The sequence below is a fragment of the Glaciimonas sp. CA11.2 genome (assembly GCF_034314045.1).
In the GTDB taxonomy this organism is placed as follows: Bacteria; Pseudomonadota; Gammaproteobacteria; order Burkholderiales; family Burkholderiaceae_D; genus Glaciimonas.
On sequence record NZ_JAVIWL010000001.1, the window covers coordinates 944,416 to 967,156 of the forward strand.

Below are 22,741 nucleotides of genomic sequence, written 5' to 3' on the forward strand. Positions count from 1 at the left end.
CTGAAAGAGCCGATTAGCTAAACGGTCAGCGCAGAATCGAGATCATAGGTATGGATCTGGCAATGCAGGGTTTTGAAAGCTTGCCACGATCAAATCGAACATTCCCCGTGCGGCGATAGAGAGATTGCGATCCTTTTGTTTCACGATATATATCGGACGGATTACGCCCTCGGTTTCGACCGGAATCGCCTTCAGATTCAACTGTCGAAATTGGAATAAAGTGAGCGCAGGAACCAAGCTTATGCCCAAGCCGTGCTCGATTAGCCCCGCTACTGTCGCTAAATGCTCGACTTCGAATCCCGTATCGTTGACCGCTATATTGCGGATAAGAAGATCGACCTTTTGCCGCACGCTAGTGGACTTCGCCAGGTGAATCAAATCGCAGCCGGTTAAGTCGGTTAAGGCGATACTCGTTTTTTCCGCCAAAGGATGATCCCGTCGGCAAACGAGGTAAAACGGATCACTGCAAAGCGTTCTCGTCTCAAACTCCATCAAACGAGCGCCAGGTGCGGTCACCACCAGATCGACCTTTCCCAATCGCAACAATTCCAGACATTGATCGGATAGCGCGTCATAAAGCTGAACGCTAATCCCCTGAAATTGTTTTTTATACGCCGCAATCACCGCCGGTAAGCCATTGGCGGCCAACGATGGCAGTGCCGCCATGGATACCCGTCCTTTACGGCGAGCCACGTAATCGGCCATATCCGAAAATGCGGATTCGATATCAGCAACAAGACTGCGCGCCACTTCCACAAAAATTTCACCTTCTGCAGTGAGTGTGACGTTACGTGTATCGCGCTCGACCAGTTGCGTACCGACTGTCGTCTCCAATTTTTGAATCACCACGCTAAATGCCGACTGCGACAAATGGCATCGCTGCGCCGCCCGCGTAAAATGCCGGCACTCGTTGAGGGCAAGAAACGCGTGGAGTAACTTTGTGGAGATATTAGGCTGCATACGTTCGGCTCAACGATAGATTGAGAAAAGTTAGTGTTCGCTACACCCACCACTCGCATTTTGATTTGACGGTCAATTAATCTCAATTACCGATTAATTCATCTAAAAATCTAATTTTACAATATAAATAAAGCCATTCAGAATATACCCAAATGCTACCTAGATAAGCATATTTAAAAAACCTGGAGACAACATGCTGGCACTGCTCGGATTTATCACGATTATCGTATTGCTGACGATGATCCTCACCAAAAAAATGTCGCCGTTGGTGGCGCTTATTGCCATACCAATTATTGCCGCGCTGATCGGTGGCTTCGGGCTGGAAACCTCAAAATTCATTGTCGCCGGCATTACCAATATTGCGCCCGTCGCAGGAATGTTCGTATTTGCTATTTTGTTCTTCGGAATCGTCACTGACGCAGGCATGCTCGACCCCGTCATCAGCGGCATCTTGCGGGTGGTGGGAAGTCGTCCGACGCGCATTGTTCCCGGCACAGCGTTGCTGGCATTGCTGATCCATCTTGACGGCTCGGGCGCGGTAACCTTTCTGGTGACAATTCCAGCGATGCTGCCGCTGTATACGCGGCTTGGTATAGACAAACGGGTTCTCGCTTGTGTTGCATCGCTGGCAGCCGGCGTAAATTTTTTACCATGGACTGGCCCGATGATCCGTGCTTCGGCTGCGCTTCATATACCGGTAAGCGAAATTTTCACTCCATTGATACCGATTCAACTGATCGGTCTGGTATTTGTTTTCGGAGTGTCCTATTGGTTGGGCCGGAAAGAGGAAATCCGTTTAGGTCTGACCAACGGCGCGCCGATCGGATTTGTCCACAAGCATGAATTGACCGATCTCGAAAAGCAGATTCGTCGGCCTCGCAATTTCTGGATCAACATTGCACTAACAGTGATCGTCCTTGGCGTCATGATCAGCGGCAAGATTGATCCAGTGGTGATGTTTATGGTTGGCGTCGTCCTCGCGCTGATGATCAATTACCCGAACGTGGACATGCAACGCGCCCGCGTCGACGCACATGCTAAAGCGGCATTGCTGATGGCCAGCATTCTATTTGCGGCAGGCGTATTTACCGGCATCATGACCAAATCAGGCATGCTTTCGGCGATGGCAAAGGCAGCGGTCGCCTTGGTGCCACCCTCAATGGCGTCGCATATTCCTGTGGTGCTGGGATTGCTGTCGATGCCGCTCTCTTTACTGTTCGATCCCGACTCGTTTTATTTCGGCGTGCTTCCGGTAGTCGCGGAGGTCAGTCATATGCTGGGTGTGCCGCCGATCCAGGTGGCACAGGCGGCATTATTGGGTCAGATGACGACAGGATTTCCTATCAGTCCGCTGACACCAGCCACATTTTTGGTCGCAGGACTTGCCGGAATCGATCTGGCTGATCATCAAAAATACACGTTCAAATATCTATTTGCAGCATCAATTGTGATGACCATCGCTTGCGTTATTCTCGGGATTTTTCCGCTGTAACGTTAGGCCCAATGATGACCGTGACCAGTGTTATCTACGTTGGTATTTTTATATCGATAGTGCCGAATTAATAATGTCCACTTTGATGGCTGGCGTCCGAATACAGGCGCTAGGTGAAAGGAGAAATAATGAAACATATCCGTATTGGAGCCGGTGCTGGCTACTCGGGCGACCGCATTGAGCCAGCAATTGAACTGGCCGAAAAAGGCAATATCGACTATTTGATATTCGAATGCCTTGCAGAGCGCACGATTGCCTTGGCCCAACAAGCAAAAATGAAAGATCCTACGCTGGGTTACGATCCGCTGCTCGCAGACAGGATGCAGGCGGTATTGCGGATTTGCAGCGAAAAAGGGATCAAAATCATTACCAATATGGGTGCCGCAAACCCACTTGGCGCCGCCGCCAAGATTAAGGAGATTGCGTTATCACTGGGTTTGACCAAACTGAAAATTGCTGCGATTTCTGGCGATGACGTTTTGTCCATCCTTCAGCAAGGTCATTATGTAGACGAGAGTGGCAGTCCAGTGATGGCATTGGGCGAGCGCTTACTGTCTGCCAACGCTTATCTTGGCGCCCAACCGTTGGTGGATGCCTTGGCCCAAGGCGCAGACGTGATCGTCACCGGCCGTGTGGCCGATCCGGCCTTAGTTCTCGCACCGCTGATTCATGCGTTTGGATGGGAGATGGACGATTGGCATCGACTCGGGCAAGGTACGTTAGTAGGCCATTTGCTCGAATGCGCAGGGCAAATTACCGGTGGTTATTTTGCTGACCCAGGTTATAAGGACGTCCCTGACCTGGCACGGTTGGGCTTTCCGATTGGCGAGGTATCCGAGGATGGCAGCGTGATTATTACCAAGGTGGCTGGTTCTGGCGGGCGGGTCACGGCCGCGACATGCAAGGAACAACTGCTCTACGAAATTCATAATCCGGCGGCCTATTTGACGCCAGATGTCGTGGCCGACTTCTCTGCAGTAACGATCTCCGAAATCGGTACGGATCGGGTCGCCATTCATGGCGCGACAGGCCATCCAAAGACCGGCATGCTAAAGGTATCGATTGGCTACATCGATAGTTATATCGGTGAAGGACAAATGTCGTATGCCGGTCCCGGTGCCTTGGCACGCGCTCAATTCGCGCTAGATATTGTTGCTGAAAGATTGAAAACAACCGAAGTGAAAGTTGACGAAATCCGGTATGACTTAATCGGCGTCAATGCTATCCATGGCGCTGGCTTAAGTATGCCAGATTCGGAGCCGTACGAAGTCCGCATCCGCGTAGTAGCGCGTACCGACAGCCTGAAAGAAGCCATCCGCATCGGTAATGAAGTTGAGACTTTATATACCTGCGGACCAGCTGGCGGCGGCGGTGCAACCAAGGTGGCGAAAGATGTGGTTGCCGTGCGCTCAACGTTGCTGCCGGAGGCTTCGGTCATGACCTCTATTCACTATTCAGCATAAGGAGACCTGACATGAAGCTTCGCGATATTGCCCATTCTCGCGCTGGCGACAAGGGAGATATTTCTAACCTTTCGCTCATTGCTTATGATGGCAAAGACTATCCACTATTAGAAAAATATGTCACCGCCGAGGTAGTGAAAGCGCACTTCGCCGATATCGTATTTGGCGAAGTCGTCCGCTATATGCTACCCAACCTCGGCGCTATGAATTTTGTTTTGCAGAAAGCACTCGGCGGCGGCGTTACTCGCTCGCTAGCGCTTGATGCACATGGAAAATGCCTTAGTTCAGCGTTACTGAGTCTCAACATCCCTGACGCTTAAAGTGCTCAGTGGCCGCATAAATAACTGAGCAGTCATATCCATACTGATAATTGCAAAGACGTCAGCAACAGACGAAAAAAAGCCCCGTTTTTCTTAACGGGGCTGATCGGGAGTCAAACTGGGATTTCAAACTGACACTTAAACTACAGCGCCTTCAGTTTCATCTTTTTCTTTAATCGGCTTGATCAGATCTTCGCGCTTAACACCCAACCACATAGCCAGCGCAGCAGCGACAAATACCGAAGAATAAATACCAAACAGAATACCGATGGTCAGCGCAGCAGCAAAATAATGCAGCGTTGGGCCGCCGAATATCAGCATTGATAACACCATGATTTCGGTACTACCGTGAGTGATAATTGTGCGAGAGATTGTGCTTGTAATCGCGTGATTCAATACATCCGGCGTCGCCATTTTGCCGTATTTTCGGTCACGGAATGTCTCGCGAACCCGGTCAAACACCACCACCGATTCATTGACGGAATATCCCAATACGGCCAATACTGCCGCCAATACGGTAAGAGAAAATTCCCACTGGAAGAAGGCAAAAAATCCTAGAATAATCACCACATCATGCAAGTTAGCGATGATCGCTGCGACTGCGTATTTCCACTCAAAGCGAATCGCCAGATAGATAACGATACCAATAATCACGAACAGCAATGCCATCAAACCGTCATGTGCCAGTTCGTCACCAACCTGCGGCCCGACAAACTCGGTGCGTTTCAACTGAACGTCAGGATTCACGGCCTTCAACGCAGTCAAAACAGTCTCACTCTGTTGAGATGAACTGACGCCTTTTTTGGCTGGAAGGCGAATCAAGACATCCTGCGCAGTACCAAAACTTTGGATCTGATTGTCAGTAAAACCAATATCTTCGACCGTCTTGCGGATGCCGTCGATATTTGCCGGTTGACTGTACGTCAGCTCCATCACTGTACCACCGGTGAATTCGATCGATAAATGCAATCCTTTATGAAAAAGGAAAAACACGGCTAAGACAAACGTTAGCGCTGACACCGCATTCAAAATCAATGCGTGGCGCATAAACGGAATATCTTTTTTAATTCGGAAAAATTCCATCACAGACCTTTCAGTTCGACCGTGCCATCTTTCTAACCTGCACTGCAGGGAGTAAAAATTGGCACTCCGGTCATATCAACAATTACTTTAGCAATTTTTATCAGACAACAGACAAACAATTAATCGCCCGGCGTCCAGACTTTACCAATCGACAATGATGTCAGTTTCTTACGGCGGCCGTACCACAAATTGGCCAAACCACGCGAGAAGAACACCGCTGAAAACATCGAGGTCAGAATACCAAGGCAATGCACCACTGCAAAGCCGCGAATCGCACCTGAACCAAACGTCAGCAACGCAATACCGGCAATTAATGCGGTCACATTAGAGTCGAGAATGGTATGCCAGGCATGCTCGAAGCCCAAAGCAATCGCCGCTTGCGGTGAGTTCCCTTTGCGTAATTCTTCTCGTATCCGCTCGTTCACCAGCACGTTGGCATCAATTGCCATACCGAGTGTCAACGCGATCGCGGCGATACCGGGCAGCGTCAAGGTTGCTTGCAGCGTCGATAATACTGCTACCAGAAGCAACAGATTGACCGACAACGCAATCACACTAAACGCACCAAATAACAAGTAGTACGCGATCATGAAGATCGAGACCACCAGGAAGCCGTACATGGTTGAATCAAAACCTTTTTTGATATTCTCGGCACCGAGTTGCGGTCCGATGGTCCGCTCTTCAATAATTTCCATTGGTGCAGCCAGCGAACCAGCACGCATCAACAACGACAGATCGGCAGCCGCTTGTGGCGTACCCATGCCCGTAATCTGAAAGCTGGAACCCAACTCACTTTGAATTGTTGCTACCGTCAGGACTTCGCCCTTGCCTTTTTCAAACAGAACGACTGCCATCGCTTTACCGATTTTGTCGCGTGTAGCAGCGCGCATCTTGCGCCCGCCATCACCATTCAAATCAATACTCACCGCTGGCTGATGATTTTGATCAAACGACACAGACGCGTTAGAGATATAGTCGCCGGTCAGTACGGGATCTTTGTACAAAACCACCGGGGCGTTCTTGCCAATCTTGAACAATTCAGAACCAAACGGCACAGCGGCAGTTGCCTCGGTACCGCGCGTAACTGACTCATCGACCATCCGCACTTCCAGGGTGGCGGTACGACCAATAATGTCCTTGGCGCGCGCTACATCTTGCACACCCGGCAACTGCACCACGATGCGATCAGCGCCTTGGCGTTGAATGATCGGTTCGGCAACACCCAACTCGTTGACGCGCTTGGACAACGTCAGAATATTTTGCTGCACGCTCTGATCAGTGGTTGTTTTCAACACATCCGCTTTCAAGGTCGCAATCAGCTTTGGATCGGCACCAACTGGTCCATCGGTCAGCGTCAGCTCCGGCAATTGATCTGCCAGTAAGGTTTTTGCCTTGCCCAGAGTATCTTGATCGCGGAAACTGATTTCAATCGCATCACCGTTACGATCAATACCGCTATAACGTATATCCTTGTCGCGCAAAATGCTGCGAGCACTTGATTGCAAACCCTGAATGCGCTTGTTGGCGACCGCCTTAACATCAACTTGCATCAGGAAATACACTCCGCCGCGCAAATCAAGCCCAAGAAACATAGGGAACGCGTGAATACTTTGTAGCCATTGCGGCGTATTCGGGACCAGATTAAACGCGACGCTATAAGTTGGATCGGTCGGATCGGTATTTAATGCTTTTTCCAGTACGGTCTTAGCCTTGAACTGGGTGTCCGTATCCTTGAAACGCGCACGCACCGAGCCTTCGGCACCGGCATTATCAAAGATAACATTGAGGGGCGCCAGATTGGCTTGGTCCAGAACCTGTTCCACCCTCCCACTCAACGCACTATCTACCTTCAGGGTAGACTTTATGCTGCTGATTTGTACCGCAGGTGATTCGCCAAAAAAATTCGGCAGTGTGTACAGCACGCCAAACAACAGCGCGATGACGATCACAATATATTTCCAGATTGGATAGCGATTCATAGTGATTCAGCGTTTGGTGTGAGTCCGCAACTTGCAAAACGCAATTTGCAACATACTCGTACTACTAAAAATAATGCCCGATACCGATAGAAACGTCTGATAAAACAGACAGCGTCTCACTTCAGGAATCAAGGCGAGGATTCAAGGCGAAAAATTACTAAGAAAAACAAATTTTGTCGGTTTTTATGATCAATAGCGAAGCTATTGGCAAAACGGCAAAAATTTGGCTTTTCAACTTTTACGATTCAATACTCACATCCACAACCACTACTGAACCTGATGATATTAAGAACGCCTCACCGATAAAATCACAATTTATGAGAGCGAGCAATGGGTGAATAGTAAGCAACCACTATGCAACCAATAAACTCACGCTTAAAGCCCAAATCGTAAAATTATCAGTGAACGTTCTTATCACGCCAGCAATCAGCGAGGTGCTTACAGTGCTTTGATCGTGCCTTTAGGCAGCAATGTTGTCACTGCGTTTTTTTGCAGAGTAACTTCAGTGCCACTGGCGATTTCCAACGTCACGTAACCATCAGCGACTTTTACAACTTTACCCAGAATGCCGCCGGTTGTGACGACTTCGTCGCCCTTACCCAAAGCATCCATCATGGATTTTTGTTCTTTCTGACGTTTCATCTGCGGACGAATCATCAGGAAGTATAAAACGACGAACATCAAGATGATCGGCAGGAAACTAGTCAGATTGCCACCCAGACCAAAAGGGCCTGTAGATGCTGTGGCGGCGGGCGCAGTCTGCGCATGTGCAGTAGTAATAAACACGAGAATGCTCCTGATGGTTGTTTTAAAATAGCCTCGCATTTTAGCATTGGGCGGCCCAGGAATAGCATACTGCCTAAATACTAGGCAGATGCTTATGGGGCAACGCTGAGTGATTTGCGACTTCTCCCTCTTAATTACCTATTTTTTGCCAGTTTTTGGCACTTTTTTGCAGTATTTCTTCGTTAAACCCCGCGCGCGCGATCTGCATGAAATTGCTCTACAAATGCCGAAAATCCCCCGACATCGAGAGAATTACGAATGTTTTGCATTAAATCGAGGTAGTAATGCAAGTTATGAATCGTATTTAAACGCGCGCCCAGAATCTCCCCAGTGCGGTGCAAATGATGTAAATAAGCACGTGAAAAGTTTTGGCATGCATAGCAACCGCAGGTTTCATCAAGCGGTTGAATATCCTCTTTATAGCGCGCATTTTTGATTTTCACATCACCAAAACGCGTGAACAACCAACCGTTTCGCGCGTTTCGCGTCGGCATAACGCAGTCAAACATGTCAATGCCGCTTTGAACACCGGCCACCAGATCTTCCGGCGTGCCGACACCCATTAAATAATGCGGCTTGTTGGCTGGCAACTTAGGGCCGATATGTTCCAGTACGCGCATCATTTCTTCTTTTGGCTCGCCGACCGACAGACCGCCAATCGCCACGCCATGGAAATCCAGCTCGCTTAGACCCGCCAACGACTCATCGCGCAAATGTTCAAACATTCCGCCCTGGACTATGCCGAACAAAGCATTGGAGTTTTCGCCGCCAATGAACTCATCTTGCGAGCGCTTGGCCCAGCGCAAAGACATGCGCATCGACTCAGCTGCCTCAACTTGCGTGGCAGGACGACCGTCAATTTCGTACGGCGTACACTCATCAAACTGCATCACGATGTCAGAATTCAGGACTTTCTGAATTTGCATCGATACTTCCGGCGACAAAAATAACTTATCACCATTAATAGGCGATGAAAACTTGACACCTTCTTCGGTAATCTTGCGCATCGCCCCGAGAGAAAACACCTGAAATCCGCCGGAATCTGTCAAGATCGGCTTGTCCCAGCCCATAAATTTATGAAGACCACCAAACTTTTTGACGACTTCGATACCCGGGCGCAACCACAGATGAAAGGTATTACCCAAGATAATATGTGCGTCGATCTCTTTTAGTTCCAGCGGCGACATGGCCTTGACTGAACCGTATGTGCCGACTGGCATGAAAATCGGTGTTTCGACTATACCGTGATTGAGTTTAACGCGGCCTCGGCGTGCGTTTCCTTCAGTTTTAAGCAGCGTAAATTCAAGCATATGGATTCTCAATTGTATTTTTGGCACGCACTTTGGCACGCCTGACATCATCAAACGCGCCGTCACGCGCTTTGCATTTTATATTGCGGGCGATCACAGAACAAATGCTCTACAACGTAGCCCAGCATAAACGCAATATCATTTCATTTTTCGGCACCTTTACCGCTACTTCGCCGATAAGTAAGCAACATGGCATCGCCATAGCTAAAAAACCGATACTTTTGTAAAATCGCGTGCGCGTAAGCTGCCTTGATCACATCGTAACCGGCAAAAGCCGACACTAACATCAGCAATGTCGATTTCGGCAAATGGAAATTGGTAATGAGACGATCAACAGTCTTAAAGCGATAACCCGGCGTTATAAATAACGCAGTATCGGCACCGCCGGCCAGCAATTCACCGGTTTGGGAAGCTGATTCCAGCGCACGCAAGCTAGTAGTTCCCACAGCGACGACGTTACCACCAGCGGCCTTGGTCGCCCGGACTGCCTCCACAGTCGCAGAATCGATTGTGTACCACTCTGTATGCATTTTATGGTCGGCAAGGTTTTCAGTACGTACCGGCTGGAAAGTCCCGGCCCCGACGTGCAAGGTGACGTAGGCAAAACCGATGCCTTTTTCACGCAAACGCTCGAGCAACGCCAAATCGAAATGCAAGCCTGCAGTCGGCGCCGCTACGGCACCAGGTTGCTTCGCATAGACGGTCTGATAGCGCGTCTCGTCGAACGCGTCTGCCGTGTGCTCTATGTAGGGCGGCAACGGCAAGCGACCATGCGTCTCGATCAGTTCGAATACATCCGCTGGGAATATCAGTGTAAAAAACTCACCGACACGCTTGCCGACGGTGACGTCAAAAGCTTCAGCTAAACGTATCTGCGTCCCCGTTTGCGGCGATTTTGACGCGCGCACCTGCGCGTGCACGGTGCGGTTATCGATCACGCGTTCGACCAGTACCTCGACTTTGCCGCCAGTCGCTTTGACACCAAAGAAACGGGCTTTCAATACGCGGGTATCGTTGAATACCAATAAATCATCGGGTGATAGCAAATCCACCACATCCGTAAACTGGCGATCAATTAATGACGCACCATCTAATGCGCCAAACGATGCATCGTCAACATGCAATAAACGAGAGGCGCTACGCTCGCTCAACGGCAGTTGCGCAATCAATTCGGGTGGTAGGGTGAAATCGTAATCGGAAAGAGAATGCATACTTAACTAATAACTGAGTAAATAATAAGATTAAAAATATCCGATCTATCAACACTTAAGGTTTATGCACCTTACGAATGTGTCGAGTAGCCTTTACAATGGCACAACTCTAAGGACCAGGCGTTGCGCTTATATTGCATAAGTTTTGCATAAGTTCTGTATTAACCTCAAACAACCCGCTATTTTACGCCCAGCCGCCACATTTACGGCCTATATGCCTGAACCAACGCGAAAACCATCATCTGCCACCAAACTTCGTAAGCCCGCCAAAGCCCCTGCTGCGAGCAGGGAAACCAAGTTAGCACGCCTCGGCTTACGTACCGATATGGATCTGGTGTTGCATCTGCCAGCCCGCTATGAGGACGAAACCCAGGTCGTCACCATCCATCAGGCTAGTATGATGGGAACCACCGTCGCACAAGTCGAAGGCATTGTCAGCGCCTGCGACGTTCAATATCGGCCACGGCGCCAACTGGTTGTGACATTGGCAGATGACAGTGGTCAGTTGATGATGCGGTTTCTCAATTTTTACGGCAGCCAAATCACGCAATTGGCGGTCGGCACACGCGTTCGTGCGCGCGGCGAAATCCGGCACGGTTTTTTTGGTGCCGAGGTAGTCCATCCAACCTACAAAATCGTCCTTGAGGGTGCGCCGCTGCCAAGCGCATTAACGCCCGTTTATCCGTCAGGCGAAGGTTTGTCGCAACTTTTTCTGCGCAAATCAATCGCCGATGCCATGCAAAAAATAGAATGGCGTGACACTTTATCCCCGGCCCAGCTAAAAACCTATCAATTAGTCCCGTTTGAGCCAGCTGTCCGTTTATTACATAATCCACCGCCTGAAATTGACGAAGGAGCGTTGGCAGATCGTTCTCACCCTGCGTGGGTACGAATGAAATTTGATGAACTATTGGCCCAACAGTTGTCGCTAAAACGTGCGCAATTCGCACGTCGCGCCCAAAATGCGCGGGCGCTTCCGTTGATCGGCGCATTATCCGATGCTTTTTTAAAAACGTTGCCGTTCACCCTGACTGCCGCACAACAGCGGGTGATGGCAGAGATTCGCACCGATATCAAGGAGCCATTTCCGATGCAGCGCTTGCTTCAAGGCGATGTCGGCAGCGGCAAAACCGTGGTTGCCGCGCTAGCCGCTGCGCAAGCAATCGATAGCGGCTTTCAAGCAGTTTTGATGGCCCCGACGGAAATCCTGGCAGATCAGCATTTCCGTAAAATTGCTGGCTGGATGGAACCGTTAGGTATCAGCGTGGCTTGGCTAACCGGTAGTTTAAAGAAAAAAGAAAAACTCGCATCGTTGGTGCGCATTGCGTCCGGAGAGGCGCAATTGGTCATCGGCACGCATGCGTTGATCCAGGAAACCGTGCAATTTTTCAAACTTGGGCTAGTAATTGTCGATGAACAGCATCGTTTCGGTGTCGGTCAGCGCCTGACGCTAAGGCAAAAATCGACGACCGAAAGCAGTAATCCGGATGCCGTCGCATCCGAGGTAGTGCCACATCAATTGATGATGAGCGCAACGCCGATTCCGCGTACGCTAGCGATGACCTATTACGCAGATCTGGAAATTTCTGTCATCGACGAGCTCCCACCTGGACGCACCCCGATCGTAACCCGCAGCGTCGACCAGAATCGTCGTGAAGAAGTCATCCAACGCGTCCACGCCGCGGCACAGGAAGGTCGCCAGGTGTATTGGGTCTGCCCCTTGATCGAAGAGTCTGAGGCCTTGCAATTACAAACTGCGACGGATACCTATGCGATGCTGGTCGAAGCGCTGCCAGACTTGCAGATTGGCCTCGTGCACGGGCGTCTTAAGCCCGCCGAAAAGCAAGCTGTCATGGAGGCCTTCATAGCCGGTAATATTCACGTGCTGGTCGCCACAACCGTGATCGAAGTCGGTGTCGACGTACCCAATGCCTCTTTGATGGTAATCGAACACGCAGAGCGCTTTGGCTTGTCGCAATTACATCAATTACGGGGCCGGGTTGGACGTGGCCTCGCGGCCAGCGTATGTTTGTTACTATATCAAAGTCCATTAGGCCCGATTGCTAAGCAGCGTCTCATGACAATGAGAGAAACGACGGATGGCTTTGAGATTGCACGTCGTGATCTGGAAATACGCGGCCCTGGAGAATTTTTAGGAGCGCGTCAATCTGGACAAGCCATGCTGCGCTTTGCGGACTTGAGTACTGATCAATGGATCGTCGATCAGGCAAGCGCGCTCGCAGAGAGTCTTTTGCACCATTCAACGCCAGAAAACGTGATAACAGTCGAGGCACATCTGGCGCGCTGGCTTGCTGGCCGCGAAGATTTTTTGAAGGTGTAAAATCTGCTACGGTCACACGCCGTACAGTAACGTAGCGGCCATCGTATTATTGTCAGTTTTATTGTGCTGCTGCCCTGAATATATTGGATACGGTGTGCGACTTGATGCGCTGTTTGATGCATCCTTTAATGCACGCCTTGATGCCCGCTTGATGTACATCACGATGATGTCCCAATTATTCAATTGTAAAAAAACGTCTTAAAAAATATGCGAAGATAATGACATGACTCTAACCGAACTAAAATATATCGTCGCCGTAGCCCGCGTAAAACATTTTGGCCATGCAGCGGAAGCCTGCTTTGTCGCACAACCGACTCTGTCCGTTGCCATTAGAAAGCTGGAAGAGGAACTGGGTGTTGTGATTTTTGAGCGCGGTGGCAGTGAAATTTCCATCACGCCATTGGGTTTGCAAATTGTCGCGCAGGCCGAACGGGTATTGGAACAAACAGCCACCATCCGCGAGATCGCAAATCAAAATAAAGACCCGTTAGCTGGCCCGCTAAGACTTGGCATTATTTATACCGTTGGCCCTTATTTGCTACCGCCGCTGGTCAAAACCATGATCGACCGCGTCCCCCAAATGCCCTTGGTTTTGCAAGAAAATTTTACAGTGCGGCTGCTTGAATTATTACGTCAAGGGGAGTTAGACGCTGCCATCATGGCATTGCCATTTCAGGAGCACGGTCTGATGGTGCAACCGCTTTACGACGAAGAATTTGTCGTCGCGCTACCTAAGGATCACGACTGGGCCAGTCGTAAAAATATTAGTGCAGAAGATTTAAAATCAGAAACCATGCTGCTGCTTGGCAACGGCCATTGCTTCCGCGATCAGGTGTTAGAAGTGTGCCCGGAAATGTCTCGCTTCTCCACAACCGGTGACGGTATAGCCCGAACTTTTGAAGGTTCATCATTGGAAACAATCCGCCACATGGTCGCGTCCGGTATCGGCATCACTGCGTTACCACGTGCATCCGTGCCCGACATGGATACGAAAGAGGGTAACCTGCGCTACATTCCGTTTTCCTCTCCTCGTCCATCACGACGCGTCGTGATTGCGTGGCGCAAAAGTTTTACCCGACTTGCCGCAATCGAGTCAGTCCGGCAAGCGGTGCTGGCATGCGGTTTGCCAGGAGTGAGCTTTCTGCCAGATGAAAAAGTGATTGAGGGATGATTGCGGGTTAATCGCCACTTCAGAAACCATCGTTTAAATGGCAGCATCCGGCCAACTATTGGCTTACTAGCACGGAGTCTTTGGCCGACCATCAGGCAAACGGCACCAAGAGTAAAGCAGAATAAACGACATACCGACTGGAAAGTGTCACCGCTGGTTATGTAAGCTCTTTATTTATTTTTTGCATCATCAATATTTACCAAATAAAGAAACGACTGTTAGCGCGCCAGCATGTTCTTTATCTATCCAAACGCAAAGAGTGCAGATAGATAAAGACACCACGATTAGAAACCATGAACCGATTTAAACTTTACTGCCAACTCATCCGCATCGACAAACCCATCGGCATCCTGTTATTGCTGTGGCCGACTCTCATCGCTCTCTGGTTAGCGAGCGATGGCAAACCGGATTGGAAGCTAGTCTTGATTTTTGCAGTGGGCACGGTTTTGATGCGGTCCGCCGGTTGCGCCATCAACGATTATGCTGATCGCGATTTCGATAAACATGTTTCACGTACCGCTCTGCGCCCTTTAACAAGCGGCAAGATTGCCAGTTGGGAAGCATTGATGGTTGCGGCTGTGTTGGCTGTCGCGGCATTATTGCTGATCATACCCCTGAACACCTATACCAAACAACTCTCGGTCGTGGCCGTGATCATCGCTGGAACGTATCCTTATTTCAAACGTTTTTTTGCAATACCGCAAGCATATCTGGGTATCGCATTCGGCTTTGGCATACCAATGAGTTTTGCTGCCGTTCAAAATGCTGTACCACTACTAGTATGGATTTTGTTGATCTCAAATGTATTTTGGGCGATTGCCTACGACACTGAATATGCAATGGTGGATCGTGAAGATGATCTCCATATCGGCATAAAAACCTCAGCCATTACATTTGGTCGTTTTGATGTTTTAGCTGTGATGATCTGCTATGCCATCTGTTTTTTATTGCTGTTTTTTGTTGGCTGGCAGTACGGTTTGCGTGGGTGGTTCAGCGCGGGTTTATTGGTAGCAAGTTTGTTTGCAATCTATCATTACATTCTGATACGAGGTCGTGATCGAGCCCGTTGTTTCGCCGCATTCCGGCATAACAATTGGCTCGGTGCGGCACTATTTTGTGGCGTTGTACTTGACTATGCTTTACGATAATAAATCATACAATTATTCTAATTTTCCTATAGAACCATTTCGAATTAATTGTTTTGCTCACTCACATGAAAGAGGTAAATTATGGCTATTAATAACGAATCCATAAAAGACGGTCGCGAGAACTTAGGCGGCGGACTGAAATCTGTTATGCAAGATGCGCAAGACCTTATCGATGCAACAGGTGATCAGGTAGATGACCGTTTCAAAGTCGCCCGTGAGAAGCTGAAAGCAGCCTTACAGAGCGCAAAATCAGAACTCCCGAAAGTGACAAAAAAAGCGGTAGAAAAAAGCAAGCACGCCGCACATGTCACCGACGAATACGTTGGCGGGAATCCATGGAAAGCTGTCGGCGTGGCTGCGGCGATTGGTCTGCTGGCTGGCATCGTGATTGGTCGCAGCAAGTAAGAATTACATAAATTTTGGTAAAAAAAGGCGCAAACGAAAATCGTTTACGCCTTTTTAAACTGGGTCGGCCTTCCGGCAATCTTTCGTTAAGCTGTCCAGGAAGAGCAAAATATCCCTGTTTTTATCGCTTCGTTAATCACGCCCAAATTCTTCGCCTAACTCCTTGCCACGCAACGCTGCCGCTTTCGCTGCCTCGATGATGGACGCCTTTACTCCGCTCGCCTCCAAACTGTTTAAGGCTGCATAAGTGGTGCCGCCTTTTGACGTTACCCGCTCACGTAAAATCGACACCGGATCGGAAGACTCTACAGCTAACTGGGATGCGCCAACAAAGGTCGCAATCGCTAATGCGTTGCCTTGTTCAGGAGTCAACCCCAATTCCTGGGCCGCTTGCTGCATCGCCTCGATAAAGTAAAACACATAAGCCGGGCCGCTGCCGGAAATCGCGGTAACAGAATCAATCAACGCTTCATCATCCAGCCAAATAGTTGAACCAACTGCACACATAATCAAGTCGGCCATAGCGTGCTGCTGTGGGGATACTCCAGCGGTTGCGACCATGCCGGTAATTCCTTTACCGATAAGTGCGGGGGTATTGGGCATACAACGGACGATCGCATTGTGGCCATTTAACCAACGAGATAAATCCACAGCTTGAATTCCAGCAGCAATGGAAAGTATTAGCTGACCATTGACGTAAGGCAACAAAGCGGTAATTACCTGCTTCATTTGTTGCGGTTTTACGGCCAAAACGACAACATCACTGCCGCTGACGGTGGCATCGATTTCGGTCGATGTGGTGACTAAAAATCGCTGTGCAAGTTTTTGAAGCGCCGCAGAATTAACATCCACCACATGTATATTTACACCCTCGGTGACGGTCCCAGCCAAACCGCCAATCAAGGCAGTCGCCATGTTGCCACCGCCGATAAAGCTTATTTTTAGCTTCTGTTCCATCTTATTTCCCAATCATTATTAATAGGTGTTTTTTGTATAATATTGCGCATCAATCACAGCACGTGGTTTCAGCAACGATCTGGGCTGATCGATCATGATCGGCCAGAATCAGCATCAGGAATAATCCCGCTGCCCAAAAATAGCACTGCCAATACGTACAATCGTGGCGCCTTCTGCAATCGCGGAATCCATGTCAGCCGACATCCCCATTGATAAGGTATCCAATGCCAATCCGCCACCTTGTAAATGTTCAAATAATTCTCTCACCTGGCGGAATGCTGCGCGCTGCCGGACCACGTCGTCAGTAGCTTCCGGGATCGCCATCAAACCTCTTAACCTCAAACGGGGCAAAGCGGCAATGGCATGTGCTACGGTGAGCGCCTGATCGGGTGACACGCCACTTTTGCTAGCCTCACCGCTAATATTTATTTGCAGGCAAACATTCAACGGCACGCGTTCCGGCGGCCGTTGATCGGACAAACGCTGTGCAATTTTTTCACGCTCAATCGTATGGACCCAATCAAAATGCTCGGCAATAGGTCGTGTCTTATTGCTTTGAATTGGCCCAATAAAATGCCATTCAATACCGCTGGCCAATCCAGATGCACTGACCTTCACCATCTTGTCTAATGCTTCCTGCAGATAATTCTCACCAAAAGCACGTTGACCAGCGGCAATTGCCTCTAATACCGCTTCGGCACCAAATGTTTTTGATACGGCTAATAACGCCACGGTGTCGAGCGGACGCGACGCCCGGGTCGTCGCGTTCAGGATACTTTCGTGCACAGCTTGCAACTTCTGAGAGATTGAGGACATAATCGACTTGGTTGAATTTGCCGTTCGGCACATGGTCAAACGTAATACCCGTAAATACACTGCATTAATACTCATTCAAACGCGCCGGTACCGCGAGCGGACCAGCAACACTTTTCATCGTTAGCGAAACAAAATAGCTCAGGGATTATAAATGGACATTACCGAACTTCTGGCCTTTTCGGTTAAGAACAAGGCTTCCGACTTGCATTTATCTGCGGGGCTGCCACCAATGATCCGGGTAAATGGCGATGTACGCCGCATTAATCTGCCGCCGCTGGATCACAAAGCCGTTCACAGCATGATTTATGACATCATGAACGACGGCCAACGTAAAGTATATGAAGAAAATCTGGAATGCGATTTTTCGTTTGAAATTCCTGGATTAGCCCGATTTCGCGTGAATGCCTTTAATCAGGATCGCGGTGCGGCAGCGGTCATGCGGACGATTCCGTCCAAAATTCTTTCTCTTGAACAACTTAATACACCGCGTATTTTTACTGAGCTTGCGTTGAAACCGCGTGGTTTGGTGTTGGTTACGGGGCCGACCGGTTCTGGCAAATCCACTACGCTGGCAGCGATGGTTAATCACGTCAATGAAAACGAATATGCCCACATTCTGACGATTGAAGATCCGATTGAATTTGTTCATCAGTCGAATAAATGTCTGATCAATCAACGCGAAGTCGGGCCGCACACCCACTCGTTCGACAATGCACTGCGATCAGCATTGCGGGAAGATCCAGATGTCATTCTGGTCGGCGAATTACGCGATCTGGAAACCATCCGACTGGCCCTGACAGCGGCTGAAACCGGTCATTTGGTGTTCGGTACATTGCACACCTCTTCCGCAGCCAAGACCATTGACCGCATAGTCGACGTATTTCCGGGCGAGGAAAAAGAAATGGTGAGGGCGATGCTGTCTGAATCCTTGCAAGCTGTGATTTCGCAAACACTTCTTAAAACAAAAGACGGCACCGGTCGCGTCGCTGCCCATGAAATCATGCTGGGAACCCCAGCGATCCGTAGTCTGATTCGCGATAGCAAAATTGCACAGATGTATTCAACCATTCAAACGAGCAGCAACGTTGGCATGCAAACACTTGATAGTAATCTGACCGATCTGGTAAAACGCAATATTATCTCCGTGGCCACGGCCCGCGCTGCGGCGAAGACGCCAGATAATTTTCCAGGTTAGTATTTAAAAAATTACTCCTTATCCACTATTCGCACTATTTTTTTTGTTAGGCAAAAGTATTATGGAACGGGATCAGGCTACCAAATTCATGCACGACCTGCTGCGCTTGATGGTTAGTAAGCGCGGCTCCGACCTGTTCATCACAGCGGACTTTCCGCCAGCCTTCAAAATCGATGGCAAAATCACACCGGTATCGAATCAACCGCTGAGCACGGCGCACACGATGGAGCTCGCGCGCGCGATCATGAATGACAAGCAAGCAGCAGATTTTGAGGCGTCAAAAGAGTGCAATTTTGCGATTACCCCGACTGGAGTCGGACGCTTTCGGGTATCTGCGTTTATACAACAAGGACGCGTGGGAATGGTACTTCGAATGATCACCACGGAGATTCCAAACTTCGACGACCTTGGCTTACCCGAATCGTTAAAAGAAATCGCGATGACCAAGCGCGGTCTGGTGATCATGGTCGGCGCTACCGGATCCGGCAAATCGACCACGTTAGCGGCGATGATCGGCTTTCGTAACGAGAACAGTCACGGTCACATCATCACGCTGGAGGACCCGGTCGAATACGTGCATCCACACAAGAACTGCATCATCACACAGCGTGAGATCGGTGTGGATACTGAAAGTTGGGGCGTCGCGCTGAAGAATACATTACGTCAAGCGCCAGACGTCATTTTAATCGGCGAAATTCGCGACCGCGAGACCATGGATTATGCGATTTCTTTTGCTGAGACTGGTCATTTGTGCCTGGCAACATTACATGCCAATAGCGCGAACCAGGCACTGGATCGCATCATCAACTTTTTCCCCGAAGAGCGGCGCGCACAATTATTGATGGATCTTTCTTTAAATTTAAAAGGCGTCGTATCGCAACGATTAATTCCTCTGAAAAAGACCAAGGGACGCTGTCTTGCTGTGGAAATTATGCTTAATTCACCACTGATTTCTGAATTAATTTTTAAGGGTGATGTACTCGAAATTAAAGAAATCATGAAGAAATCACGTGAACTCGGCATGCAAACTTTTGATCAGGCGTTGTTCGATTTGTACGAAGCGGATAAAATTACCTATGAAGATGCGTTGCGCAATGCCGACTCGCTCAACGATCTTCGACTAGCCATCAAGTTACGCAGCAAAGATGCCAACACGCGCGACTTAAGTGCGGGCACCGAACATTTGGGAATAATATGAATCATCAACCGACCAACATCTACGATTTCGCCGTTGAGCGACTCGACGGCACACCCACAACATTGGCAGACTACCGCGGCAAGGTGGTACTCATCGTCAATACCGCCAGCAAATGCGGATTCACGCCCCAATACAAAGGGCTTGAAGAACTGTATGATAAATATCACTCTCAGGGATTTGAGGTACTTGGTTTCCCCTGTAATCAGTTCGGGTCGCAAGAGCCAGGAACCGCAGAGGAAATCGGTGCATTTTGCGAAAAAAACTTCGGCGTGAACTTTCCACTTTTCGCCAAAATCGACGTCAATGGAGATCACGCTGCACCGCTTTTCCAATATCTGAAAAATTCCGCGCCAGGCTTACTCGGAAGTGAAGGAATCAAATGGAATTTCACCAAATTTCTAATCAACAAAGACGGTACGGTATTTGATCGTTACGCACCACAAACAAAACCCGAAGCACTAACGACAGACATTGAAAAATTGCTGGCACTGTAAACTTACCAATACGATAAAAAAAGCGCAACCGAAAGGCTGCGCAAAGGGACTGCGGAGAGAACCTTTCACGATGGCTTTAATGCGTCATCGTAGAACCTAAACCATATAACAATGCCGCCAGGACGCCACCTGCAATGGAACCAAACACCGGCACAAAAGCATAACCCCAGTCACTGTCACGTTTGCCCGGGATGGGTAACAAAGCATGCATCAGACGCGGCCCCAGATCGCGTGCCGGGTTAATCGCATAGCCGGTAGTACCGCCTAACGAAACACCGATACTCATTACCAGCAACGCGACTGGCAACGCATCGAGCGCACCCAGTCCAAATTTTGGTGAAGCAATACTTAATACGCCAAATACCAGGACAAATGTCCCGACAATCTCGGATATCAAATTGCCAAAGATGTTGCGTATCGCTGGCCCCGTACAAAATACGGCGAGCTTGGTATCGCCATCTGTCGTCTGTTCAAAATGCTTTCGATATACTAACCAGACTAAAAAAGCACCCGTCATGCCACCTAACATTTGGGCCGCAATATATCCCGGCACACTTCCCCACGGAAATTTTCCGGCGACCGCCAAAGCGACTGTCACAGCAGGATTAAGATGCGCGCCGCTAGCCGAAGCTACGGTAAAAACACCGACAAAAACCGCCATTGCCCAACCAACAGTAATCACGATCAATCCGCCGCCATGACCTTTTGTTTTACTCAAGATGACATTGGCAACGACGCCATTTCCCAGCAAGACAACCAACGTTGTCCCCACAAATTCACCTAATAAGGGATGCATAGAAAATCTTTCGAATAACAAGGTCCGACATTGAATAGCGCAACGCCACCATAAATTATGTTTTAGGTACGATCATCGGCCCAAGCGATAGCGGCTACGATGGCACGTTGCCAGCCTTTGATATTGGCCTTGACCTCGTCAATCGGCATCTCGGAATGAAAGCGTTTGTCTAGCTGCCATTGACCGCGCACTTCGTCAATGCTGCTCCAATACCCGACAGCCAGACCCGCAAGATACGCTGCGCCTAGTGCCGTGGTTTCGGTGACTGTTGGGCGAACCACGTCGACGCCTAGAATGTCCGACTGAAATTGCATCAGTAAATTATTTGCAGTCGCGCCACCATCAACGCGCAATTCAGGAATAACAATTCCTGAATCCGCTTCCATGGCCTTTAATACGTCCATCGTCTGATAGGCGATACTGTCCAGCGCCGCGCGGGCGTAATGAGCGGAGGTGGTGCCACGCGTCACACCAAATACGGTGCCGCGTGCATGCGGATTCCAATGTGGCGCACCCAGACCGGCGAACGCTGGTACCAGATAGACACCGTCTGTATTCTTGACACTGCGCGCCAGACCCTCAACTTCGCTGGATTTTTTGATGATTCCTAACCCATCACGTAACCATTGCACGACAGCGCCGCCGATAAAAATACTGCCCTCTAACGCATAATTTACTTCATCACCGATTTTCCATGCGACGGTCGTGAGTAAGTTATTTTTGGAAACGATAGGCTTAGTGCCGGTGTTCATCACCATGAAACAACCCGTACCGTAGGTGTTTTTCACCATCCCCGGTTCTGTACACATTTGCCCGAACAGCGCCGCTTGCTGATCACCGGCAATACCAGCGATCGGAATTTCGGCACCGAAGCCTGATTTTTCAGTATGACCATACACTTCGCTGGATGATTTTACCGTCGGCAACATACTGCGCGGGACGCCGATAATATTCAAAAGTTCGTCGTCCCAATCCAGCGTATGAATGTTAAACAACATAGTGCGAGAGGCATTCGACACATCAGTAATGTGAAGTTTGCCACGCGTCATATTCCAGACTAGCCAGGTATCAACAGTGCCGAACGCCAGACGACCTTGATCCGCCAGTTGTCGCGCACCGTCGACATTATCCAGAATCCAGCGTATTTTAGTACCCGAAAAATATGAGTCTACTAATAGTCCGGTTTTTTCACGAATTTGATCTGCCAGACCCTGACGCTTTAGGTCGTCGCAAAATAAAGCAGTCCGGCGATCCTGCCAAACGATGGCGTTATAAATTGCTTTGCCGGTTTCGCGATCCCAGACTATCGTTGTTTCGCGCTGATTGGTAATGCCGATAGCGGCGATTGAAGCACCATTCAAACCAACGCTAGTCGTCGCTTCGGCGGCCACGCCAACCTGCGTCGACCAGATTTCCTGCGGATCATGCTCAACCCAACCTGGTTGCGGATAGATTTGGTGGAATTCTTTCTGGGCAGATGAAACGATGTTTCCTTGCCGGTCAAAAAGGATCGCACGCGAACTGGTAGTGCCTTGATCCAAGGCCAATATATATTTATCTTTCAACTGTCTACTCCAAGGTTGGAGGCGCATAGATGCGCCATTATTTTTATCCCT

Annotated in this window: 20 protein-coding genes; 10 read left to right on the forward strand and 10 right to left on the reverse strand. The window is 49.4% G+C overall.

Annotation, left to right across the window (positions count from 1 at the left end; genetic code table 11):
• Positions 1-42 precede the first annotated feature (42 nt).
• Complete coding sequence (locus RGU75_RS04025; protein ID WP_322233236.1) at positions 43-960, reverse strand: LysR family transcriptional regulator; 918 nt, start codon at positions 958-960, stop codon at positions 43-45.
• Between the two features lie 193 nt (positions 961-1,153).
• Here RGU75_RS04025 and RGU75_RS04030 point away from each other — a divergent pair, with 193 nt between their 5' ends.
• From RGU75_RS04030 to RGU75_RS04040, 3 genes are all read left to right on the forward strand, one after another.
• Positions 1,154-2,452 (forward strand): citrate:proton symporter, encoded by a 1,299-nt coding sequence (locus RGU75_RS04030; RefSeq protein WP_322233238.1) that lies wholly within the window; start codon positions 1,154-1,156, stop codon positions 2,450-2,452.
• A gap of 128 nt (positions 2,453-2,580) precedes the next feature.
• Positions 2,581-3,915: an acyclic terpene utilization AtuA family protein gene (locus RGU75_RS04035; RefSeq protein ID WP_322233240.1), complete on the forward strand. Its 1,335-nt coding sequence runs from the start codon at positions 2,581-2,583 to the stop codon at positions 3,913-3,915.
• Positions 3,916-3,926: 11 nt separating this feature from the next.
• Positions 3,927-4,235 (forward strand): hypothetical protein, encoded by a 309-nt coding sequence (locus RGU75_RS04040; RefSeq protein ID WP_322233242.1) that lies wholly within the window; start codon positions 3,927-3,929, stop codon positions 4,233-4,235.
• A 138-nt stretch (positions 4,236-4,373) separates the two neighbouring features.
• On the opposite strand, the gene secF is transcribed toward RGU75_RS04040, so the two are convergent.
• From secF to queA, 5 genes are all read right to left on the reverse strand, one after another.
• Positions 4,374-5,318, reverse strand: a complete 945-nt coding sequence (gene secF, locus RGU75_RS04045; protein WP_322233244.1) for a protein translocase subunit SecF — start codon at positions 5,316-5,318, stop codon at positions 4,374-4,376.
• A gap of 119 nt (positions 5,319-5,437) precedes the next feature.
• Positions 5,438-7,297, reverse strand: coding sequence for a protein translocase subunit SecD (secD, locus tag RGU75_RS04050; RefSeq protein ID WP_322233246.1), 1,860 nt, complete (start codon positions 7,295-7,297; stop codon positions 5,438-5,440).
• A 438-nt stretch (positions 7,298-7,735) separates the two neighbouring features.
• Entirely contained in the window at positions 7,736-8,083 is a 348-nt protein-coding gene (gene yajC / locus RGU75_RS04055) for a preprotein translocase subunit YajC (RefSeq protein WP_322233248.1), read from the reverse strand.
• A 182-nt stretch (positions 8,084-8,265) separates the two neighbouring features.
• The gene (gene tgt, locus RGU75_RS04060; protein ID WP_322233250.1) at positions 8,266-9,393 is read right to left on the reverse strand and encodes a tRNA guanosine(34) transglycosylase Tgt; all 1,128 of its coding nucleotides are present in this window, start codon (positions 9,391-9,393) and stop codon (positions 8,266-8,268) included.
• A gap of 143 nt (positions 9,394-9,536) precedes the next feature.
• Complete coding sequence (gene queA / locus RGU75_RS04065) at positions 9,537-10,604, reverse strand: tRNA preQ1(34) S-adenosylmethionine ribosyltransferase-isomerase QueA (RefSeq protein WP_322233252.1); 1,068 nt, start codon at positions 10,602-10,604, stop codon at positions 9,537-9,539.
• 214 nt (positions 10,605-10,818) lie between these two features.
• On the opposite strand from queA, the gene recG reads away from it, so the two are divergent.
• The 4 genes from recG (at position 10,819) to RGU75_RS04085 (ending at position 15,669) form a co-directional block, all read left to right on the forward strand.
• Positions 10,819-12,945: an ATP-dependent DNA helicase RecG gene (gene recG / locus RGU75_RS04070; RefSeq protein WP_322233254.1), complete on the forward strand. Its 2,127-nt coding sequence runs from the start codon at positions 10,819-10,821 to the stop codon at positions 12,943-12,945.
• Between the two features lie 223 nt (positions 12,946-13,168).
• Entirely contained in the window at positions 13,169-14,116 is a 948-nt protein-coding gene (locus RGU75_RS04075) for a LysR substrate-binding domain-containing protein (RefSeq protein ID WP_322233256.1), read from the forward strand.
• Between the two features lie 293 nt (positions 14,117-14,409).
• On the forward strand, positions 14,410-15,264 hold the full coding sequence (gene ubiA, locus RGU75_RS04080; protein ID WP_322233259.1) for a 4-hydroxybenzoate octaprenyltransferase: 855 nt from the start codon (positions 14,410-14,412) through the stop codon (positions 15,262-15,264).
• Between the two features lie 81 nt (positions 15,265-15,345).
• A complete protein-coding gene (locus RGU75_RS04085) occupies positions 15,346-15,669 on the forward strand; it encodes a DUF883 family protein (RefSeq protein WP_322233261.1) in 324 nt (107 codons plus the stop codon).
• A 132-nt stretch (positions 15,670-15,801) separates the two neighbouring features.
• Here the strand turns inward: RGU75_RS04085 and proC are convergent, their stop codons facing one another.
• Positions 15,802-16,626: a pyrroline-5-carboxylate reductase gene (gene proC / locus RGU75_RS04090; RefSeq protein WP_322233263.1), complete on the reverse strand. Its 825-nt coding sequence runs from the start codon at positions 16,624-16,626 to the stop codon at positions 15,802-15,804.
• 114 nt (positions 16,627-16,740) lie between these two features.
• Positions 16,741-17,442, reverse strand: a complete 702-nt coding sequence (locus RGU75_RS04095) for a YggS family pyridoxal phosphate-dependent enzyme (protein ID WP_322240216.1) — start codon at positions 17,440-17,442, stop codon at positions 16,741-16,743.
• A gap of 151 nt (positions 17,443-17,593) precedes the next feature.
• On the opposite strand from RGU75_RS04095, the gene RGU75_RS04100 reads away from it, so the two are divergent.
• The 3 genes from RGU75_RS04100 (at position 17,594) to RGU75_RS04110 (ending at position 20,329) form a co-directional block, all read left to right on the forward strand.
• On the forward strand, positions 17,594-18,637 hold the full coding sequence (locus RGU75_RS04100) for a type IV pilus twitching motility protein PilT (protein WP_322233265.1): 1,044 nt from the start codon (positions 17,594-17,596) through the stop codon (positions 18,635-18,637).
• A 61-nt stretch (positions 18,638-18,698) separates the two neighbouring features.
• A complete protein-coding gene (locus RGU75_RS04105; RefSeq protein WP_322233267.1) occupies positions 18,699-19,835 on the forward strand; it encodes a PilT/PilU family type 4a pilus ATPase in 1,137 nt (378 codons plus the stop codon).
• Positions 19,832-20,329: a glutathione peroxidase gene (locus RGU75_RS04110; RefSeq protein WP_322233269.1), complete on the forward strand. Its 498-nt coding sequence runs from the start codon at positions 19,832-19,834 to the stop codon at positions 20,327-20,329. Before RGU75_RS04105 ends, RGU75_RS04110 begins: the two co-directional genes overlap by 4 nt.
• A 76-nt stretch (positions 20,330-20,405) precedes the next feature.
• Here RGU75_RS04110 and RGU75_RS04115 read toward each other — a convergent pair whose 3' ends face one another.
• Together RGU75_RS04115 and glpK are read right to left on the reverse strand one after the other, a co-directional pair.
• Positions 20,406-21,125: an MIP/aquaporin family protein gene (locus RGU75_RS04115; RefSeq protein WP_322233271.1), complete on the reverse strand. Its 720-nt coding sequence runs from the start codon at positions 21,123-21,125 to the stop codon at positions 20,406-20,408.
• Between the two features lie 62 nt (positions 21,126-21,187).
• Entirely contained in the window at positions 21,188-22,690 is a 1,503-nt protein-coding gene (gene glpK / locus RGU75_RS04120) for a glycerol kinase GlpK (protein ID WP_322240217.1), read from the reverse strand.
• Positions 22,691-22,741 lie beyond the last annotated feature (51 nt).